17 protein-coding genes and 1 pseudogene are annotated in these 15,820 nt (G+C 61.2%); 9 read left to right on the forward strand and 9 right to left on the reverse strand.

What is annotated here, in order from left to right:
- Positions 1 to 74: 74 nt before the first annotated feature.
- Positions 75 to 713, reverse strand: a complete 639-nt coding sequence (gene ctaE / locus ACSSVG_RS20775) for an aa3-type cytochrome oxidase subunit III (protein ID WP_090821562.1) — start codon at positions 711 to 713, stop codon at positions 75 to 77.
- Between the two features lie 148 nt (positions 714 to 861).
- On the opposite strand from ctaE, the gene trpD reads away from it, so the two are divergent.
- Complete coding sequence (gene trpD / locus ACSSVG_RS20780) at positions 862 to 1,920, forward strand: anthranilate phosphoribosyltransferase (protein WP_231340114.1); 1,059 nt, start codon at positions 862 to 864, stop codon at positions 1,918 to 1,920.
- 36 nt (positions 1,921 to 1,956) lie between these two features.
- Here trpD and ACSSVG_RS20785 read toward each other — a convergent pair whose 3' ends face one another.
- Positions 1,957 to 2,235 carry an Lrp/AsnC family transcriptional regulator gene (locus ACSSVG_RS20785; protein ID WP_144648325.1) on the reverse strand — a complete coding sequence of 93 codons (279 nt, stop codon included), beginning with the start codon at positions 2,233 to 2,235 and terminating at the stop codon, positions 1,957 to 1,959.
- 72 nt (positions 2,236 to 2,307) lie between these two features.
- On the reverse strand, positions 2,308 to 2,697 hold the full coding sequence (locus ACSSVG_RS20790) for a DUF3054 domain-containing protein (RefSeq protein WP_492416068.1): 390 nt from the start codon (positions 2,695 to 2,697) through the stop codon (positions 2,308 to 2,310).
- Positions 2,698 to 2,823: 126 nt separating this feature from the next.
- On the opposite strand from ACSSVG_RS20790, the gene ACSSVG_RS20795 reads away from it, so the two are divergent.
- The 4 genes from ACSSVG_RS20795 (at position 2,824) to ACSSVG_RS20810 (ending at position 4,694) form a co-directional block, all read left to right on the forward strand.
- The gene (locus tag ACSSVG_RS20795; RefSeq protein WP_231340116.1) at positions 2,824 to 3,201 is read left to right on the forward strand and encodes a VOC family protein; all 378 of its coding nucleotides are present in this window, start codon (positions 2,824 to 2,826) and stop codon (positions 3,199 to 3,201) included.
- Positions 3,202 to 3,343: 142 nt separating this feature from the next.
- Entirely contained in the window at positions 3,344 to 3,799 is a 456-nt protein-coding gene (locus ACSSVG_RS20800) for a VOC family protein (protein ID WP_492416070.1), read from the forward strand.
- Between the two features lie 74 nt (positions 3,800 to 3,873).
- Positions 3,874 to 4,302, forward strand: a complete 429-nt coding sequence (locus tag ACSSVG_RS20805) for a VOC family protein (protein WP_492416072.1) — start codon at positions 3,874 to 3,876, stop codon at positions 4,300 to 4,302.
- 158 nt (positions 4,303 to 4,460) lie between these two features.
- Complete coding sequence (locus tag ACSSVG_RS20810; protein ID WP_492416074.1) at positions 4,461 to 4,694, forward strand: hypothetical protein; 234 nt, start codon at positions 4,461 to 4,463, stop codon at positions 4,692 to 4,694.
- A gap of 18 nt (positions 4,695 to 4,712) precedes the next feature.
- Here the strand turns inward: ACSSVG_RS20810 and ACSSVG_RS20815 are convergent, their stop codons facing one another.
- From ACSSVG_RS20815 to ACSSVG_RS20830, 4 genes and pseudogenes are all read right to left on the reverse strand, one after another.
- Positions 4,713 to 5,882, reverse strand: a complete 1,170-nt coding sequence (locus tag ACSSVG_RS20815) for a site-specific integrase (RefSeq protein ID WP_492416076.1) — start codon at positions 5,880 to 5,882, stop codon at positions 4,713 to 4,715.
- 342 nt (positions 5,883 to 6,224) lie between these two features.
- A complete protein-coding gene (locus ACSSVG_RS20820; RefSeq protein WP_492416078.1) occupies positions 6,225 to 6,557 on the reverse strand; it encodes a helix-turn-helix domain-containing protein in 333 nt (110 codons plus the stop codon).
- A 5-nt stretch (positions 6,558 to 6,562) separates the two neighbouring features.
- Positions 6,563 to 7,660 (reverse strand): annotated as a pseudogene (locus ACSSVG_RS20825) (tyrosine-type recombinase/integrase).
- Positions 7,661 to 7,986: 326 nt separating this feature from the next.
- Complete coding sequence (locus ACSSVG_RS20830; RefSeq protein ID WP_231340119.1) at positions 7,987 to 8,469, reverse strand: MarR family transcriptional regulator; 483 nt, start codon at positions 8,467 to 8,469, stop codon at positions 7,987 to 7,989.
- A 104-nt stretch (positions 8,470 to 8,573) separates the two neighbouring features.
- Between ACSSVG_RS20830 and ACSSVG_RS20835 the strand changes: the two genes are divergently transcribed.
- Complete coding sequence (locus ACSSVG_RS20835) at positions 8,574 to 9,782, forward strand: FAD-dependent oxidoreductase (protein WP_492416080.1); 1,209 nt, start codon at positions 8,574 to 8,576, stop codon at positions 9,780 to 9,782.
- A 75-nt stretch (positions 9,783 to 9,857) separates the two neighbouring features.
- Here ACSSVG_RS20835 and ACSSVG_RS20840 read toward each other — a convergent pair whose 3' ends face one another.
- Positions 9,858 to 12,251 (reverse strand): ATP-binding cassette domain-containing protein, encoded by a 2,394-nt coding sequence (locus ACSSVG_RS20840; protein ID WP_492416082.1) that lies wholly within the window; start codon positions 12,249 to 12,251, stop codon positions 9,858 to 9,860.
- 131 nt (positions 12,252 to 12,382) lie between these two features.
- Between ACSSVG_RS20840 and ACSSVG_RS20845 the strand changes: the two genes are divergently transcribed.
- The 3 genes from ACSSVG_RS20845 to ACSSVG_RS20855 are packed head-to-tail and all read left to right on the forward strand — an operon-like array spanning position 12,383 to position 15,376.
- On the forward strand, positions 12,383 to 13,519 hold the full coding sequence (locus tag ACSSVG_RS20845; protein WP_231340122.1) for a type III polyketide synthase: 1,137 nt from the start codon (positions 12,383 to 12,385) through the stop codon (positions 13,517 to 13,519).
- Positions 13,516 to 14,253 (forward strand): class I SAM-dependent methyltransferase, encoded by a 738-nt coding sequence (locus ACSSVG_RS20850; protein WP_492416084.1) that lies wholly within the window; start codon positions 13,516 to 13,518, stop codon positions 14,251 to 14,253. Before ACSSVG_RS20845 ends, ACSSVG_RS20850 begins: the two co-directional genes overlap by 4 nt.
- On the forward strand, positions 14,246 to 15,376 hold the full coding sequence (locus ACSSVG_RS20855) for an FAD-dependent oxidoreductase (protein ID WP_492416086.1): 1,131 nt from the start codon (positions 14,246 to 14,248) through the stop codon (positions 15,374 to 15,376). Before ACSSVG_RS20850 ends, ACSSVG_RS20855 begins: the two co-directional genes overlap by 8 nt.
- Here ACSSVG_RS20855 and ACSSVG_RS20860 read toward each other — a convergent pair.
- Positions 15,373 to 15,783 carry a nuclear transport factor 2 family protein gene (locus tag ACSSVG_RS20860; protein ID WP_492416088.1) on the reverse strand — a complete coding sequence of 137 codons (411 nt, stop codon included), beginning with the start codon at positions 15,781 to 15,783 and terminating at the stop codon, positions 15,373 to 15,375. The genes ACSSVG_RS20855 and ACSSVG_RS20860 overlap by 4 nt on opposite strands.
- Positions 15,784 to 15,820 lie beyond the last annotated feature (37 nt).

The raw sequence follows: 15,820 nt of genomic DNA on the forward strand, positions 1-15,820 counted from the left end.
ATTCGATCCTGCGTCGGCTCCGCGAGCCGCTTCTTGAAATTCTGCCTCTTGTAGAAAAAGAGTCAAAGCCGGGCTTACTTGAGGACGTAGATGACCAGGAAGAGGCCGATCCACACAACGTCAACGAAGTGCCAGTAGTACGAGGTGACGATCGCCGACGTAGCTTCAAAGTGCCCGAACTTCTTAGCCGCAAACGCACGGCCGATGATGAACAGGAACGCGATCAGGCCGCCAATGACGTGCAGGCCGTGGAAGCCTGTTGTCATGTAGAAGGCGGAGCCGTAGGCGTTGGACGACAGGGACACGTGCTCCGAGACGAGCATGGCGTATTCCGTGGTCTGCCCGGCTACGAAGAAGGCACCCATGATGAAGGTAAGGACAAACCATTCAGTCATGCCCCAGCGGGTGAATTGGAGCGGGCCGCCCGTGCGGCGGGGTTCGAGCCGCTCGGCGGCAAAGACGCCCATCTGGCAAGTAAACGAACTTGCCACAAGGACGATGGTGTTGACGAGCGCAAACGGGAAGTTGAGCTTGGCCGTCTCCTCGGCCCACATCAATCCGGATGTGGAGCGCAGGGTGAAGTACATGGCAAAGAGGCCGGCGAAGAACATCAACTCACTGGACAGCCAAACAACGGTTCCAACAGAAACCAGGTTGGGGCGGTTCAGCGTCGGGTGCGCCGGGGTACTGGGGGCATGGGTCGCAGATGTCACAAGGACATTATGTCTGTAAAAGTCCAGACTTCCCAATGCAAACCACCGATTCGGGAGACTTTTTCTACAAAGACGCGAATTCGCGCGGAAAAGTTCCCGGCCGCGTTCACATTGGTCATCGGCGTGGCTGGCTCGATAGCATCAGGGAGTGACTTCTCCGGCATCGGCACCTGCAGCCAGCAATACCTGGCCAGGGCTCATCTCAGCACTGATCAACGGCGACGACCTTGCAGTGGGCAACACAGAGTGGGCCATGAACACCATCATGGCCGGCGAAGCGACTCCGGCGCAGATCGCGGGCTTCCTGGTCGCTCTGCGGGCTAAGGGCGAAACTGTCGAAGAGTTGGCCGGTTTGGTTGAAGCGATGGTGCAGCACGCCAACCCGATCGATATCTCCGGGCAGAAGTTGGACATCGTGGGAACCGGGGGAGACCGGTTGAACACCGTGAACATCTCCACCATGGCAGCGCTTGTGGCTGCCGGGGCCGGGGCCAAGGTGGTTAAGCATGGCAACAGGGCCGCTTCTTCGACCTCTGGCTCAGCGGACGTGCTGGAGGCCTTGGGCGTCCGCTTGGACCTTTCGATCGAACAGGTGGCCCGAAATGCGGAGGAGGCCGGAATCACGTTCTGTTTCGCGCAGGTCTTCCATCCCTCCTTCCGGCACACTGCTGTCCCGCGCCGGGAACTCGCCGTTCCAACGGCATTCAATTTCCTCGGTCCTATGACAAATCCGGCGCACGTACAGGCTTCCGCCGTCGGTGTAGCCAATGCCCGGATGGCACCGCTCGTGGCTGGAGTCCTGGCGCGCCGCGGCAGTCGTGGACTGGTTTTCCGGGGTGATGACGGCCTTGATGAACTCACGCCCACCGGGCCATCGACAGTTTGGGAAATCAGGGACGGAACGGTCACTGAGCAGGTGTTCTCGCCGTCGGAACTCGGAATCGTGCCATCAACGGTGGCCGACCTTCGAGGCGGCGATGCCGCCGCAAACGCAGGCGTGGTCCGGGACGTCCTTGACGGGAAGACCGGCCCGGTACGGGATGCAGTCCTCCTCAATGCCGCAGCCGGACTGGTGTCTTTTGATCTGCACGCCGACGGCAGCCTGATCTCGCGTATGCGTCATGCGTTTGCCCGCGCAGCAGAATCCGTTGATTCGGGCAAGGCTGCCCACGTGCTGGCGAAGTGGACCGAACTCAGCCGGAGCTGAGTTCGGGCATTCCTCCTGGTTCCAGAACGCGAACTGTTACTCGAACCCCAGTGCGAAGGCTGCGTCAAGGTCGTGTTGCGAGTAGGCGCGGAAGGCAATGTGGGTGGTGGTGTGGACCACCGAGTCAACCTTCGAAAGGCGGTCGGCGATCACGTCCGCAAGCTCGTCGTGCTTAGTGACCCTGGCTACCGCAATGAGGTCCCACTCGCCTGTGACGGAATAGACCTCGCTGATGCCTTGAATGGCAGAGATTTGCTCAGCTGTCTCCGGGATGCGTGAGGCATCGGTCTTGATCAGGACGAAAGCGGTGATCACGTGGGGCCTTTCCGGAAAAGCATCGTTGCGGACTGTTTCCAGCGTAGTGCATTCTCCGGCGACGCGACTTGATCAAACACCGCGTTGCCGTCCCTGCGCTGCACGCACCAACACTGCAACCAGTGCACGGTACCCGAGCAGGAAAACCGCGAGGCTGATCGTCGCCACAATGACGAAGGGCAACACTACCGTCTGGCCAGTGGCGGCCCTCAGCAGCATCCCAACAAGCACCGCGCCGATCCAGATGGCTACGCCGGACGGCCACAACGCAAACGGCGCCCGCCACGCGCGTGAGACTGTCCAGGCGATGACTGCTCCGGCGAGGAATGGCCACGCCGTGGAGAAGGCGCCGGAGACTATGTCGCCCCGTGCGTGCGCGTCCCGGCCGATAGCAGCGAAAACAAGAATCAACACGACGTCGGCGAGTACTGCCGGGATCCACGATCTGGATGATGAAAGCATGCTCCTGACACTATCCGGCATGGGCCAAAGGGGCGAAGTCCGGGCTGCGGCGCCTCCTTGCCTGTTGACGGGCGTGACAGCCATGATGACAGGAGCCAAAGGACCAAACCAGCGTAGGAGGACGCCTTGAGACTTATTCAAGTGGCCCAGCACGCCGAGGATCTGCAGCGCGCGGCAGCTTTCTACTCTGCGCTGCTGGACGCCCAACCGAGTGCCCTGTTCGAACCCCCTGGACTCCTGTTCTTTGATGTTGGCGGTGTCCGGCTCTTGCTGGAGAGGGGAGCGCCTTCGGCACTGATCTATTTGGAGGTGGGCGACCTTCACGGAACCGTGGCAGCACTTCGGAACCGGGGCGTGAGGATCATCGCGGAGCCACACATGATTTTTACCCATGACGACGACACCTTGGGACCCCGGGATTCAGAAGAGTGGATGGCGTTCATTGAGGACAGTGAGGCCAACACCGTGGGGCTGGTCAGCCGGGTCCGGACCGCGGGGGACTAGCGGTTTTCACTGTCAGCAGCCCGGTGGTTCGGTGGGACAACCGACGTCGGGTGGATTCGCCGTCGTGCATTGTGCGCGGTGACCGGCGGTACTAGCCTCGGTCGGGGGACCAGCGTTTCCCGAGATCCTTGAGGAGTGGTTGATGCAAAAGATTTCCACGTGTTTATGGTTCGACGGCCAGGCGGTCGAGGCCGCGGAGTTCTACACGTCGACCTTCGGAAACTCATCCATGGGGCAGGTTATGCCGGGGCCTGATGGCAGTGCCCTGACCGTCGAGTTCGAGATTGAGGGCAGGCAGTTCATGGGCCTCAACGGGGGACCGGCTTTCACATTCAACGAGGCAGTTTCCCTCGTAGTCAACTGCGACTCCCAGGAAGAAGTCGACCGGTATTGGGGCGCCCTCCTTGCCGGGGGTGAGGAGAGCATGTGCGGCTGGCTGAAGGACAAGTTTGGCCTGTCGTGGCAGATTGTCCCGACAGCAATGACCGGACTGCTGAACGGCCCGGATCCTGAAGGCTCACGGCGTGCAATGGAGGCAATGCTGAAGATGCGAAAACTGGACATCAACGCCTTGCAAAAGGCGTACGACGGCGACTGAAACTTTGTAGGACAGGCGCCTCGCGGCGCTGCTAGCACGGCCGCACACATCACAACCATGAGGAGAACCGACCAATGACAACCCGCCTCAATCCATACATCTCTTTCCAGGACGACGCCCGCGATGCCATTACCTTCTACGAATCAGTCTTCGGCGGCGAACTGAACATCAGCACATTCGGCGACTATCAGGCCAGTGAAGACCCGGCCGAGGCCAACAAGGTCATGCACGCCATGCTGGAGACACCGGGCGGGTTGACGCTGATGGCCGCTGATACCCCCAATGGCATGCAGTACAACCCCGGCGACAATATGTCCGTCTCCTTGAGTGGGGAATCCGCCGATGAAGCCGAGCTCCGTGGCTACTGGGACAAACTGGTCGACGGCGGAACCGTGACGGTGCCGCTGGAAATGGCACCCTGGGGCGACACCTTCGGGATGTGCGTCGACAAGTTCGGAATCGGGTGGCTTGTCAACATCGCCGGGGACCAACAAGGTCAATAAGGACTTCCGACAGGACTGGCCACTGCCGAAGCATCGGTTAATTGGTCGGGCTCAGGGGAGACTCATTCCCTTTACTGGTAACCGTGCGTATTCGATTCCAAACTATTCTGTTCTAGCGTCCTCCATTTGGGGCGGACTAGAGGTGGGGAGTTTGGTAAATGGATCCTTCGATACCAACTGTTAGCGTCAATCTCTGGCGCGCGGACGTTGTTGTTCTGTACGACTGGCTCATGTCGGTTGATCTGAACTCGGTGCCGATAACGCACCCGGCGGAGAAACAGGCCCTGGCGGATCTCTTGGCTCGCATTGAATCTGAGACGGACATACCTGGTGTCACCCAGACGCAGATCGACGACGCACGCACAGAGGTTGCCCGTGACATGGGATGGTGAGTCCCAGGCTGCCGGAATTCAAGTGGCAGTCTGTCGGGCAGGCGCTCGGCCTGGCGCATAGAGCTGCCATTGGCCCGCCGCTGCTGCAGCGTGTTTTTGTGTGACTTGGTAGCTGTAGCCAAGCATTTCTGCGACGAGCGGGGCGGGCACTTCCTTGACGAGCGCGCGCAGGGATGCGTTGCGTGCGCCGAGGAGGTTGATGCCGTTTTCCCGGAGCCTTTCCATGAGGGTGTTGGGGTGGATGTGTTGCCCGGGCCGGTAGCCGGGGAACAGCCACTGGCTGCCAGAACTGCTCCCTGTGCGCATGTTGGGGCGGGAGGCCAGATGCTGTGCGAGGAGGGCGGCGAAGGGTTCGGGTACTGGCGCTGCGTGTTCGTCGCCGAGTGACAGGCGCAGGCCCTCGGGCGTGAGGATCACGTCGGTGCTCTTCATCGCGGCGATCTTCACTACTGGCTGGGCGTAGAGCAGCAGGAGAATTGCGGCGACCCGATAGGGCAACGTGTCGATGTCGTCCGCGAGGCAGGCTTTGAGCATGGAGAGCCGTTGCCCCTGGGTGAGCAGCGGCGTGGTCTTGGCCTGCCGAAAACCGATCGTGATGTTGGCGCAGGTCCGGTTCTCGACAGCCCAGACGAAGAAGGTTCTGATGGCGTGCCTGGTGGTCGGGCCGTCCGCCAGCCACGCGTCGACGTCAGCTTGAACGCACGAGGCTGCGGTCCGACCGTGGGTGAGTTTGAGCCAAGTGAGGAACTTGATGGTTTCGGTGATTTCCTGCTTCGCACTGTGCACCGGGCCTCGGGTGGGCTTCCCGTTCACGGATATGTTCCTGATGCGTCGCAGGTGGTGCCAGCGGGCGAAGGACTCGATGGGCCGCCGAATCTCGGGATCATCGATAGCGTCGAGCTTGGTGGGTAGCCACCGCTCGAAGAGAGCAAGATAGTGGTCCCGGGCAGGGAGTAGCTGGTGGTGGGTGAGTAGGCTGCGCAGGTGTTCCACGCGCAGGCTGTTGGGTTCCTTGTCTAGCGCTTCGTGGCTGAGGTGGATGCCTCCGGTGGCCAATCGTGTAAGCAGGTCGCGAACGCTGGCCCTGCGCAGCCAAGTCAGGATGCTTTCGGGACGCTGGGCTCCGCAGAGCGCGCCGAGCAGTCTCGTCGCCGTTGTTTCCGATCCCGGGGCCTCGTCGACGCGCAACAGGACGGTGAGGTCATCCCGAAGCGAGCAGCGTGCGCAGGTGTTCTGGCGATAGTGCTCGGTTTCCGTGCCGCAGTGTGAGCAGTGGTAATCCTGGGTGATGCCCGCTCAATCGACGCAGACAGGTTGGTCGCCGTGGGCAGCAGACCGCCCGGGAAGCAAACGCGCCGTTTGGCAGCCGGGGCAGGGTCCGTGCGTGCGCATGGCGATCGTGAAGCAGGTTCCGCAGATCCTGCCTTCAGGCCAGCTGGTGCGGTGTTTGCCGGCTGTTCGTGAGCATCTGTCGCAGGTGAAGTTGCCTGCGGTGCGGGGTCGGCCACGGACGCCAGGCCGGGGGTGGTCTCAGCCGTCATCGCGGATCACGCGGGCGCGTTTGGGGCGGATGGTCTTGTTCAGGTCCACGACGTTGGTGTCGGAGGCGACCTTGCGGACTTTGGCGTCTGTTGCCGTGACGGTGACCAGGTCTTCGGGTCCGCAGGAGAAGATGTCGCAGAGGGCGGCGACCATCATGAGTGAGACGCGTTCCGGGCGTTGCGTGACCAGCCGGTATACCTGGGAGGCCGAAAGTTCGATGCCGCGTTCTTTTAGCAGCGGGCCCAGGTCGGTGCTGTTGTGCAGTCCGCGGGCTGCCATGAGTTCGGCGAGTCGCCACCGGTAGTCGATCTCTCTTTTCATGGGGTTCAGTCTTCCATTCCGGCAAGGGCGTCCCGGACGGTGGAGTCCAGGGCCCGGCGCAGTGTCTTGACCCGGTAATCACTGGAAACCGACGTGTAGAGGGCCGTGGTCGAGGCGTGCTCGTGTCCAGCCTGGTGCTGGACGAATAGGGGGTCCAAGCCGGCTTCGATGAGGTGGGTGACGTAGGAGCGGCGCAGCGAGTGGATGTCCAGGCCGGGGGAGAGCCCCAGATCTTGGCAGTACCGGTTGAACCTGCGATTCAGCGCAGTCTCGGAAACCAAAGTGCCGCGTTCGGAGGGGAACAGGTCCAGCCCGTCGGTCATGTAGGGGTGGCCGCGTTCCAGCCAGTCTGCGATGATCTCCGCCGACCAGTCAAACACCGTCAGGACGCTGCGCCGTTTCGGGGGAGCCCCTTTCATGGCTTTGCCATAGCGGACCTGCAGCACTCCTTACTTGCCGAATTCCCGGGCGTGCGGGTTCCGGGCAAAATCCACGGTCTGCAGGTGTCTGACCTCATTGCGTCGCAGGCCCCAGCTGTAGGCCACCTTGAACAGGACAGCGTCGCGGTAGGCCGGCAGCCAGCCCTTGCGGCCCAGAGTCGCGATCCGGTCCACCTCGTCATCGGCTCGGTCAAAGAAGGCCTGTAACTCCTGCCTGGTAAATGGGCGCCGGACAGGAGTGGATTCTGTCGCCTGCGCATGGACCGCGGTGTTCCAGTCAAAGCAGACCTGCGAAGGGTGTGTTCCGAAGTACTGTTCGCAGACCCGGTCCCAGCCATACTCAGGCGACGCCGCGTAGGAGCAGAACGCCCTCAGCGCTGCCTGGTAGCTCCGGATGGTGGATTGCGCGGCGTGCTTCACGCTGCGAAGATCCCCGAAGAACTCGTCCACGAGGGCCGGCGTCCATTGCCATGGATACTCGTTGGTGGACTCCTGGAACCGCGTCACTAGCCGTTCCCGGCCCTCGATGGTGCCAAACGCCAGGTTCCGGCTCAACTGCTGGTTACGCCAGCCAGTGAGCATCTGGGTGAACACGTAGTCTTCCGGGTGAAGGAAACTCACAGCGCCGAAGTCGAGCACCCGTCCCGCTGAATCGACCGCCACGAAGCCTCCTGTTGCATTGCATTGGATGCAAGCATCATGCAATTAATGCAGAACCGGCGCAAATCCGCGGATCCGAGGGCCATTCCAGTTTGATGCAACCCAGCTTTTGAGGCCTGTGCGATGCACTTTCGAGTAGCTTGGGCCGCCCATTAGTGCGGAGTTTCCGCAGGTCGGGTGCATTTTTCGGCTTCAATGGAAGCGATACGGGTGGCGTCGGGCGGAGGAGAGGCGATCATGCATCAGATGCAATAATCACTGTTCTACTTTACATAATGTAGATTATCGGCGTTATGAACGAGTGCTCAGGAGGGGTGTCGGGCTGAGCGTCAGCCTGCTTCGTTTCCCAAGCGCGCTGCTGCGTTCTTCTGGATTTCCGCGGCCTTGGCGGAGTAATCGGCGATGACACGCAGGTCGTCGTTGCTGTAGCCCTCAAGTAAGCCCGTCAATCCACTCATGAAATCGACGAAGTATGGCGTAGCGGCAGTTACCTGGTCGCCGATCAGCTCTATCAATACCTTCCGTTTATCCTCGTCATGCCTGACCCTGCGGGCTATGCCCTTGCCTTCCAGCCGCTGCATCAGCCCGGTCACCGAGGCTGGCGCCAAGCCTGAATGCTGGCCGAATTCTCCTGCCGTCATGGGCCCGAACCGCAGCAGGATATCTATGGCTTTACCTTCGGTTGCGGACAACCCTCGGAGTTCGGAGAGTTTCGTGTGGAACATCACGGCCGCCGTCGATAGTTCCCGGCCGGAAGCGAAAACAGCTTCCAGCAGGGCCTTTCGAGCGTCCGCGTCGCCGTCTGAGTGCATCCTCAGAGGCTAGCAAGGTATTTCGCGATTCCGAAAGGATTGACGCACCCGAGTCTCAGCGATATATTTCGTTCGACCGAACGAAATAATAACTGGAGGCTCTGATGTTGAATTGCATGGTTGTGGGTGCTGGTATTGGCGGACTCTCCAGCGGCATAGCGCTGCACAAGGCCGGTCATCGACCTGTCATTTTCGAAGCCTACGGAGCGCCGTCGGATGGTATCGGCGGCTTCCTGACAGTGGCCGTCAACGGTTTCGATGCCTTGGAAACCCTCGGACTCAAAGCGGCAGCAGACAACTTGGGTTTCAGTACTCCACTCATGTCCATGTACTTGGGAAGTAACGGCAAACACCTCATGGACTTCGACTTCGGCGGGTCCCTGCCCGACGGAACCACTGCCCGCACGATGACCCGTTCCGAGCTGTACAGCTTGCTCAGGGAAGAAGTCGGTCGGCTCGGTATCCGCATCGTTTACAACAAGCGGCTGACCATGGTGGAAGAAGACCGCGACGGCGTGAGGGCAGTGTTCCACGACGGAACCACAGAACGTGGGGACATTGTGGTTGGTGCCGATGGCCTTCATTCACGCGTCAGAACGTTGATAGACCCCACGTCGCCGGCGCCCAGGATCATTCCGTTGCTCAACACGGGCGGCATAGTCCCTGCCGGGGTTCTGGAGCCCGGGCCGATGGACGTCGAAGCCGGGCGCATGAAGATGGTTTTCGGTAAGCGCTGCTTCTACTGCTACATGCAGGATCCCGACGGCCGGATCTGGTGGTTTGCCAATCCCCTGCAACGGTCCTCTGAAGATCCCGCCACCTTGGACGCCGGCGCCCGCAAAGCTTGGTTGACCAGGCTCGTCGCCGGGGACCGTACGATAATGGCGGCCATTATCGCCGCTACGGATGACATCATCAGGCCATACACGACCTCGGATTTTCCAAGCATTCCCCGCTGGCACCGCGAGAGGCTTGTTCTGGTGGGCGATGCCGCCCATGCAGCGTCGCCGTCGTCCGGTCAGGGAGCTTCCATGGCAATCGAAGATGCGGTCACGTTGGGTCGTTCGCTCCAGGGCCTGGAGCCGGACGCAATTCCGGAGGCGCTGGCGCGTTATGAGAACGAACGCAGGACCCGGGCGGAATCGGTGGTCGAATGGGGGCGCAGAAATGCGGCGCCGAAGATCCGCGGCCAGTTCAAGCGCGTTTTCGAGGACCTGGTGCTGCCCGTGGTCTTCCGTGGGATCGCACGGAAGTCCACGGACAACTTTGATTGGGTGTATCGGCATCACATTCAGTGGGACACTGCGAATTGAGGCTCCTACTGATGCAAGGGATCAGGAAGGAGCCGGGCCGGCATGGACTCTGCCGGCCCGCCACGCGAGAAGGTCTCAGGCGCTCACATAGGCGGCCAGGTGCTTGCCGGTGAGCGTCGACTTGCCAGCCACAAGCTCGGCGGGCGTGCCAGCGAAAACAATCTTGCCGCCGTCGTGTCCTGCGCCCGGACCAAGGTCAATGATCCAGTCGGCGTGAGCCATGACAGCCTGGTGATGTTCGATGACGATGACTGACTTGCCGGACTCCACCAATCGGTCCAGCATTCCCAGCAAGTTCTGGACATCGGCCAAGTGCAGGCCGGTGGTCGGTTCGTCCAGAATGTAGATATCGCCCTTTTCGGACATCTGCGTTGCCAGCTTGAGGCGCTGGCGCTCACCGCCGGACAATGTTGTGAGTGGCTGGCCGAGGGTCAGGTAGCCCAAGCCAACATCGGCAAGGCGGTCAAGGATCTTGTGGGCGGCAGGGGTGCGTGCCTCCCCCTCGCTGAAGAAGCCCTCTGCGTCATTGACAGACATTGCAAGCACCTCTGCAATATTTCGGTCCCCCAGTTTGTACTCCAGAACTGACGCCTGAAAGCGCTTTCCGTCACACTCTTCACAGGTGGATTCAACGGTCGCCATGACGCCGAGGTCCGTGTAGATAACGCCGGCGCCATTACAGGTGGGGCAGGCGCCTTCGGAGTTAGAGCTGAACAGCGCCGGCTTCACGCCATTGGCCTTGGCGAAGGCTTTGCGGATCGGCTCCAAGAGTCCTGTGTAGGTGGCAGGATTGCTCCTGCGGGACCCGCGGATGGCGCCCTGGTCGATCACGAGGACGCCGTCGCGGGCTGCGACCGATCCATGAATCAAGGAACTTTTTCCGGAGCCTGCCACGCCGGTCAGCACGCAGAGAACGCCGAGGGGGATGTCGACGTCGACGTCCTTCAAGTTGTTCGTTGATGCGCCGCGGACTTCAAGTTTGCCGGCAGCCGAACGGACGTCCTCCTTGATGGAGGCGCGATCGTCGAGGTGGCGTCCGGTGATGGTGTCGCTCCCCCGCAAACCGTCAAGATCGCCCTCAAAGCAGACGGTGCCGCCACCGGTACCGGCGCCCGGTCCCAGGTCCACAACGTGATCAGCAATCGCGATCGTCTCGGGTTTGTGTTCCACCACCAGGACGGTGTTTCCTTTGTCCCGCAACTGCAGCAGGAGCTGGTTCATTCGCTCGATGTCGTGCGGGTGCAGCCCAATGGTGGGTTCGTCGAAGACGTACGTAATGTCTGTCAGGGACGAGCCAAGGTGCCGGATCATTTTGGTCCGCTGTGCCTCTCCCCCGGACAACGTGCCGGCGGGCCGATCAAGGGAAAGGTAGCCCAGTCCGATTTCGGCGAAGGAATCCAGGAGGTGCTGCAGTCCCTTCAGGAGCGGAGCAACGGAAGGCTCGTCGAGGTCGCGGATCCAAGCGGCAAGGTCGCTGATCTGCATGGTGCACACGTCTGCGATGCTCTTGCCCTTGATCTTCGACGATCTTGCCTCGGGGCTCAGGCGCGTTCCTTCGCACTCAGGGCACGTGGTGAACGTGATGGCCCGCTCAACGAACGCCCGGATGTGCGGCTGGAGCGCGTCGATGTCCTTGCTCAGCATGGACTTCTGGATCTTGGGGATCACGCCTTCGTAAGTAAGGTTGATGCCCTCTACCTTGATTTTGGTGGGCTCACGGTACAGGAGATCGTGGAGTTCTTTCTTGGTGAACTTGGCGATGGGCTTGTCCATGTTGAAGAAACCCGAACCGCTGAAGATGCGTCCGTACCAGCCATCCATGGTGTAGCCCGGGATGGTAAGTGCGCCTTCACTGAGCGACTTGCTGTCGTCGTACAGTGCGGTCAGATCGAAGTCGTTGACCGAACCCATGCCCTCACAGCGCGAACACATTCCACCCAAGCGGTTGAAGGAGGCCTTCTCAGTCTTGGTCTTGCCCTCGCCACGCTCCACAGTGATGGCACCGCTGGCCTTCACTGTCGGGACGTTGAAGGAGTAGGCGTTGGGTGAGCCGATGTGGGGGTGTCCCAGGCGGCTGAACAGGATCCGCAACATCGCGTTGGCGTCGGTGGCCGTACCCACCGTTGACCGCGGGTTGGACCCCATTCGCTCCTGGTCCACGATGATCGCCGTCGTCAGGCCTTCGAGCATGTCAACGTCCGGTCGGGCCAGGGACGGCATGAAGCCTTGCACGAACGCGCTGTACGTTTCGTTGATCATGCGCTGCGATTCTGCAGCGATCGTGGCGAATACCAGCGAACTCTTCCCGGACCCGGAAACGCCCGTGAACACTGTGAGCCGACGCTTCGGAATCTCGATGCTGACGTCTTTCAGGTTGTTTTCACGCGCACCTTGAACCCGGATCAGGTCGTGGGTGTCAGCAACGTGCGAATCGGGAGATTGCGTGTCAGCGCCCGCGGCAAAAGTCATGATTTCTCCATCTGTTCGGCGGCGCTGCCCAACAGTTCCCCGTCGGCGTCGCCTGGCTCACCTTGACCAACCTCGGTCAGTACGTTTGATTCTGCCATTGTCTTCACAGGTTCACTCACTAAGAATGAAGCATGCCGGTATACGTGAGGTCCCTTGAAACCGCAGTTCCGCCAACCATCCTCGTCCAGCAACAAGCACGCGAAGTTTTTGCGTCCCAGCCAGGCCTGACCCGGCTGGGAACGCGTCTGGTCACCACCTGTTTTGATTCAGCAGCCATCGACACCCGCTACACCGCGGTCGAAGAGCTCAGCCTTGACGCCCATCCCGAGAATCCAAGGTTCTTCGATCCCGAAACCAACAGGGTCCTGAGCCCCAGCACCAAGGTCCGGAACGAAATCTTCGCCACCGAAGCCACCAAGCTTTTCGTGGAGGCAGGAAAGACGGCTGTGGCTCAAGCGTCCGGCATCGACCTGGACGACATCACCCACGTCATTACGGTCTCCTGCACTGGCTTCTTCAATCCAGGACCCGACTACAAGGTGGTCCGGGCCCTTGGGCTCAACCCTGCTGTGCAGCGGTACCACCTCGGATTCATGGGCTGCTATGCCGCCTTCCCGGCACTCAAGGCAGCCAAGCAGTTCTGCATGGCCGATCCCAAGGCTGTGGTTCTGGTGATCTGTGTTGAGCTCTGTTCCCTTCACGTCAGGACCTCGAATGATCCAGACACGATCATGGGCTCAGCCATTTTCGGCGACGGCGCGGCGGCAGCAATCGTCACCGCCCGTGAACCGGAGGGGCCGGATCCGGTGATCAGGCTGGACCATTTCGAAACTGTCCTCACCCCGGTGGGCGAGGAAGCCATGGCCTGGAACATCGGCGACGAAGGATTCGAAATGGTGCTGGGCTCGTACGTTCCGCACATCATCGAAGAACACATCACCGGAGCCTTGGAGCCGCTTCTCGCGAAGGAGCCTCAGCTGGCCGGGCTCCCTTATAGGGACATCACACATTGGGCCATCCACCCCGGTGGCCGCAGCATCCTGGACAAGGTGGAATCCAAGCTGGAGCTGACACAGGAACAGTTGGTGCCTGCCCGGGAGACACTGCGCGAGTACGGCAACATGAGCAGCGCCACGGTGTTGTTTGTCCTGAAGTACATGATGGAGAAGCCAGCCACGGACCGTGAGGAGCGCATCTGTTCCATGGCTTTCGGTCCGGGCCTGACGGTGGAGACTGGCCTCTTTACTCTGGTCTCCCCTGCCCTGTGAGTCCATGGGGATCCCTGCAGGACAGGGATCTGCACGCAATTGAGGAGATGGACAGGGCCGACTGCGACTCCGAACGCCTCAATAGGACCTACGCCAGGTTTCCGGTGGTCAACAGCCTACTTTCGGGGTGGCGGGGCACCTACCACCAACGGATCCGGCCCCTGCTGACGGCAGGCACGAAAGGATCGCTGCTGGACATCGGATGCGGCAGCGGAGACGTTGCCCGGAGCCTTGCGCTGTGGGCTCGGCAGGATGGCTTCACCCTCGAGGTGACAGCCATCGATCCCGACGCCAGGGCGTATGCATTCGCGTCACAGGCGCGAGGCGTGGATGGAGTTACCTATCGTCAGGCCCATAGCTCCGAGCTCGTTCGGGAGGCACGGACCTACGACATCGTGATCTCGAACCATATCCTCCACCACCTCGACTCCGGGCAATTCGAAGGCGTACTGCGCGACTCTGAGTCGCTCAGTAAAAGCCTTGTCCTCCACAATGACCTCAATCGCAGCAATGTCGCTTACCTGTTGTTCGCTGCAGGCTTTTGGCCCTTGGGCCTGGGTTCCTACATTTGGGGTGATGGCCTGACGTCCATCAAGCGCAGCTATACAGCGGCGGAACTGGCATCAGCGGTGCCCGACGAATGGCGGGTCGAAAGGAACGGCCCGTGGCATAACTTGCTCGTCCATGAGCGGCGCCTTGCCGTGACCCAGGACCAAAGGCAAGAACATGCTTGACGTTGTGATTGTCGGTGCCGGTCCGGTGGGACTCTTCATGGGTGCGTTGTTGCTCCAGGGCGGGCACCAGGTCCGCATCCTCGAGCGCCGCATCACCAGGAGTGGCCGTTCACGGGCCATCGGCATCCACCCTCCAGCGCTGGCGGAGTTGGCGCGAGCCGGGGTCGCCGACGAGCTGATTGCGGCCGGGGTCCATATCCGCCAGGGCGTGGCCTACAGCCAACGGCAGAAGGTTGCCACCTTGGCGTTCGACGGCGACCCCGTATATCCGTTCATCCTTGCAGTGCCGCAAGCAATCACGGAGAACATCCTCGAGAAGACGGTGATGGCATTGGACCCGGGGGCCATTATCCGCGGCGCCGATGTTCAGGAGGTAGTGGACGATTTCAGGTCCGTCCACATCGTGGCGGACTCATCTTCAGGGAGACGTGAACTCCGTGCCAGCCTGGCGGTGGCTGCTGATGGAGCGCATTCGTTATTCCGTCAGCGGGTCCTGCCGCACCTTCCGTCCCGGAGCTATCCGGACTCTTACATCATGGGCGACTTCGCGGATACAACCGGGCATGGGAGCGACGCCGTCCTGTTTCTGGAGCCTGCGGGGATTGTGGAGTCGTTTCCGCTGCCAGGTGGCGTGCGCAGGTGGGTGGTAAGGCTGGGAGCGCCGGACAATGGCTCGACGGCGGCCGGGCTGGCTGAGTTGGTTGGGGTCAGGACGGGCGAGGTACTGGATGCCGGCACCAACACGATGGTGAGCGCCTTCGAAGTGCGTTCACGGCTGGCGAAGCGGATGGTTCACGGCCGTCTGGTCCTTCTCGGGGACGCTGCGCACGAAATAAGCCCTATCGGAGGGCAGGGCATGAACCTGGGATGGCTGGACGCCGCTGCACTCGCGCCCATCATGGGCACTTCGTTCCGGGGGGACGATGTGGGGCGAATTCTGAAGAACTTCGAAAAGTCACGCCGGAGTGCAGCTCTGCGGGCATCCAGACAGGCCGGGTTGAACATGGCTCTCGGCCGACCGCTGGCACCTCATGTCATGGTCGCCAGAAACAAGCTCTTCGCCAGTGCTCTTCAGGTTCCCGCCGTCGCAGGCTTGGTGGAGCGACGCTTCACCATGCGCTAGCTATTCCGCGTTGTGTAGTAGCAATCGTAGGTGTCCTGGCTGATGATCAAGCCTTCGCGAAGCTCGAAAACGGCGGTGCTCCGGGCACGGATGGTGTCGCCGCGATCCCAATGGGGCAGGTCAAGGAGCAGCGTGGCAGACCAGTTCATTTCCAGCACTACCCGATTTTCCTGGCTGGTGGTGCGGACAACGTCAAACCGCTGATTGGCAACAATTTCCTTGCTGTGGTCGGCGCCGGCCAACGTTTCCGCGAGGGTCCTGGTGGAGCCTGTCTTGGACAAGGCATGCGGCCACTCGGTGAGTTTGAAGTCCTCGGCAAGGAAGGGCCGCAGCTCAGCAGCTCCGCCGCCGGCTTCAACTGTTTTGACGAAGCCCAGTACACGGTCCAAAGGGGTGGAATCGCTCATCCGTCGAGCCTAGTCCACCGGCGCGGGCAACTGCCGC

Source organism: Paenarthrobacter sp. E2MeOHC11 (assembly GCF_058744955.1).